General features: G+C 44.5%; 1 protein-coding gene and 1 pseudogene. Both read right to left on the bottom strand.

Going from position 1 to position 3950, the window contains the following annotated elements; all coding sequences use genetic code 11:
* Positions 1–786: pseudogene (locus tag ACJ751_RS19665) on the bottom strand (endopygalactorunase); the annotation flags it as partial.
* A gap of 142 nt (positions 787–928) precedes the next feature.
* Positions 929–3950: T9SS type A sorting domain-containing protein (locus ACJ751_RS19660; protein ID WP_407747225.1), on the bottom strand; the 3022-nt coding region annotated here is incomplete at its 5' end.

The raw sequence follows: 3950 nt of genomic DNA, 5'->3' as shown, positions 1-3950 counted from the left end.
TGCTTTGAATGCATAATTACCCGTTTTTGTAAAGCGTACATTCCGGATCACGATTGTCAGATCAGCCCCATTAGCCGGCCGCAGATCGAGATGGCTGAAATGCAAAACAGAACCGCCATTGGCCAGGGAGGTAATGGTAACCGCGCCTACTTTATTGTAAGAATACCTGGTCCCTGTTCTGCCAATAGATTGTTGCGCCAGGTTTTGCAGGGCAACATCGCCCCGGCCGATCACATTCACGGTAGTATTTTGTAAAGTGGCATGAATGCCTGCAGGCAGATAAATTTTTACCGACGCATCGGGACTGCGTTGCCCGGCTGTGTAGAAAAGTACCAGGTCTTTTGATGTATTCACCGTTACCCGTTCCTGCTGAAAATTAAGCTGTCCGCCCAGCGCCAGGGGTTGCAGCACCAGCAGGTATTTTTTCATGGCTATACCATCCTGCGCTGTTACCACCAATTGGTCGCCGGCGGTAATAGCTCCGTTGCTTTTAATATTTCCCAGTTTGTCTGTAACCCGGTATTGTTGTACAGAACCGTCTTTCGACATTAGTTGTTCCAGTAATTGTTGTACGGTTGGCTTAGTTGATACCAGGCCCTGGTCTTCGGGTGTATCTACCGTAAAGCGAAATGTGCTGCCGGTTACAATTACTATAGTATTGTTTTTTATTGCTGCTATTTGCGTGGCCCGGGGTGTTGGCTTGATGTCGGTTGAGCCATTGGCCCTTACTACAGGTAAAAAGAAGATACAGGCGGCAATAGAAAGCAATACATTTTTTATGACCATAGGTCATAAATATAAAGGCATTATTAAAACAGGCAGTAAAACCTATTGGCAATTGATGCATATATATTAGCATATGAACTGAAAATAAAAAGGTGCCTCAAACAAATATTTTGAGGCACCTTTTTATTGTCAACCTTATTTTTTACTGAATAATCAGTTTTTCAACTTTTTTACCCTGATCGGTTATTACGGTTAAAAAATAAAGACCTTTTGTTAAATGCTGTACCGGTAGTTGTGTTTGCATTCCATTTACAGCAACCGATCTTATTAATCTGCCGGTGCCATCGCGCAATTCAATCCTGTTACAGTTGGCAGTGCTGTTGATAAATACAGTGCCCTGGGTTACCGGGTTAGGCTTGATGTCGACTGTAAAGTTGTTATCTGCAAAAGTTACTATTCGTGTTGGTGAATAACTGAATTTACCATCTATATCTATTAACCTGATACGGTAATAATTTTTTCCTGGTTCCGGATGGTAGTCGGTAAAACGGTAATTTTTCAGGGAAGAACTGCTGCCGCTTGCTGCCAGCGTACCTGCAGGTATATAGTTTGTGCCATTGGTGCTTCTTTCAATAACAAACTGGCTGGTATTCGATTCGGAATAGGTAAGCCATTCTAATAAAGCAGTATTCTTATTGTTGGTAGCTGTAAATGCGCCCAATACCATCGGCAACGCGTTAGGGGGAGGAACGCTGCTGAGCCAGAATTCAGAGAAGCCGGTTACTTCAAATTCGGCATAATATCCTTTGTCATAAGGAATAATGTCCACCTGCGAAGGACTAATAAATCGGTATATACCGTTCTTATTGTTGGCTAACGAACCATCCTCTTCTGATGGGGCGTTACTGTATTGCGTAATGCCTGCATCATACGCACTTGAAAGTTTTATGCATCCATTACAATCATTAGCATTAAAATACATTGCCCAAATATTATCCTCTGTAATGTAGAATCGGACCTTTACAGGGGCTGTAGGTTTATTAGTTGATCGAATAACAATATTTCTTCCCAAATAATATTGATAACCATCATTACAGGGTTCGAAATCATTTGGGTATACTTTTACTTCAGTGTTGCCAAGGTCTTGTCCGTTTGCATTGATGGAGGCGATGAGTTTCATGCCGGGATCGAATCCCATGTCTGAGGTGAAATCGATCCAGTGATTACCACTCACGGGTTGAATAATTCCACTGGTAAGGCTATCGCCTTCATAAATGGAAGCTTTATCGAAAATGTGCACATCGTCAATGCCTATTCCTTCCCTGGTAACAGACGAATCGCTTTGGAATACTATTCTGAAGCGTATCGTGGCGCCTGTTGCTGGTATATCAAAGCTTGAGACGTGCCACCGGAGAAAGGATCCTGCCCATGAACTGTCTAGCCTTTGATACCAGTTGACACCGTCCTGAAAATTGCCCAGTTTTTTCCATATTTGTCCATCCGTACTGTATTCAACCCAGTGATGATCGGATGCCCCATTGTCCTGCATATCGTAAATATGGCTGAACGACAAAACAGGTTGTGTCAATGGGCTTAAGTCGAAACAGGGCGAGTACAGGTATGATAATTCGTTGTTATTATACCCGCTATTTATTCCGGTAATCCAGGCTTTATTGCCATTGGCCGCATTTTTAATCACGGCGCCGGAGGGCTTACCGCATTGCCAACTGCTATTGATGCCTGCGGTAAACCAGGAGCTGTTAGCTCCTTCAAACCCTTCGAGGTAAGGATAGTTGGTGATAACATTAGTTATATAAACAGTTTCTGAAATGGTGTCATTGACCGGATAGGAATCGGTATTATAGTGTGTCCATGCCTTAATATTATATTGATTCGATTGCGAGAGGTCGGCTGTTTGGTTAAACGTATAGTTTATGGTAGCGAAGGGGGCAATAGCTGTTATATTTTCAGTAACCGGCGTGTTGCTGTTAACCTGGTAGCTTACAGGAACATTTGTAAGAGTAACGGGACCGTAGTTCCTGATCTTTATGGTCACAGGCTCAGCCGGACCGGAAGAACAGCGTACCCAGTAAGGATTTACTATCTGCATCATCCCTACCGCATCATTTTTTAGCGTAAACGTTACATCATCATACGTGTAGCCATTTCTTAAAGAGCTGTTATCGGTAGGGAAATTTCCTTCCTCGCCCATTTTGATCTGAAAGCTGCTGGTGAGTGTTTGTGCAGGCGAGGCTGTACCCAGTGTTTCGGTGATATTTACCGGTGGCATAGGGCTATAAACACCGGTATCTGCCAGTTTGTAGGGTAAAGTATATACTGGTATCCATGCATCCTGATCGCTTCCCCTGATCCAAACCTTATTGCCGGCGGCTGAAAAGGTAATGCCTTGGTTTTTCGCATATAATGATAACCATACCTGTCCGGTTGTGCTGTAATTAGCCAGGTTAAAGGTGGCAATGAGGCTGTCGGCGCATGAAGATAATTGATCAAGGGTAATAGCGCGGTTGCCGGTTCGCGCCATACCGGTATTTACAAAAGTTCGCGCCCGGCCATATGGGGTGCTGCTGTTGAAGTCGCAGCGATCGAGCCCTTCAAAACCCATGGTGCCTTTATAACAGGTTTGGGCTGCTGCGCTTTCAAATCCTTCAGTATAGGTAGGGTTTAATACAACAGGGTCGTTTTGCAAATGTTTTATTATAGTAGTAGTGGTATCATTACCGGGTATGGTATCGTTGCTGTATTTGATCCAGGCTTTAACGGTATAGGTTCCGGGCGCGCTTAAATCATAAGCACTCGAAAACCGGTAGGTAAAATTTGAATGGATCCCCAGGTTTATATTGGTGGTTTCTGTTACCGGTATTCCGCCATTTACCTGGTAGCTGATGGCAGCAGGCCCGGATGCTGCTACATTACCCAGGTTGGTGATATGAACCTGCGGTGTCATGGCGCCCAGTTGCGAAGAAGTGTATTTACGCCCGGTATGAGCGGCTACCACCAGTGAATCGGGCGTTACATCATAATTAAGTACAGGCAGCGTGCATCCGCCGGGTACCAGTAAAGAAGGTTGAGCAATACTGCGGCGGCCGATAGTACCTCCCATTACACTGCGCACCGCCAACCAGTAGGTGCTGTCTTTGTTCAAACCATTGGCCAGGTAAAAGGTATCGGTGGTAGAAGCAATAACCTTCATATCGCCATCTTTG

This window comes from Niastella sp., assembly GCF_045805085.1.
In the GTDB taxonomy this organism is placed as follows: Bacteria; Bacteroidota; Bacteroidia; order Chitinophagales; family Chitinophagaceae; genus Niastella.
The sequence above is the reverse complement of the archived record's forward strand: the minus strand, read 5'-3'. Positions and strand labels throughout refer to the sequence as shown.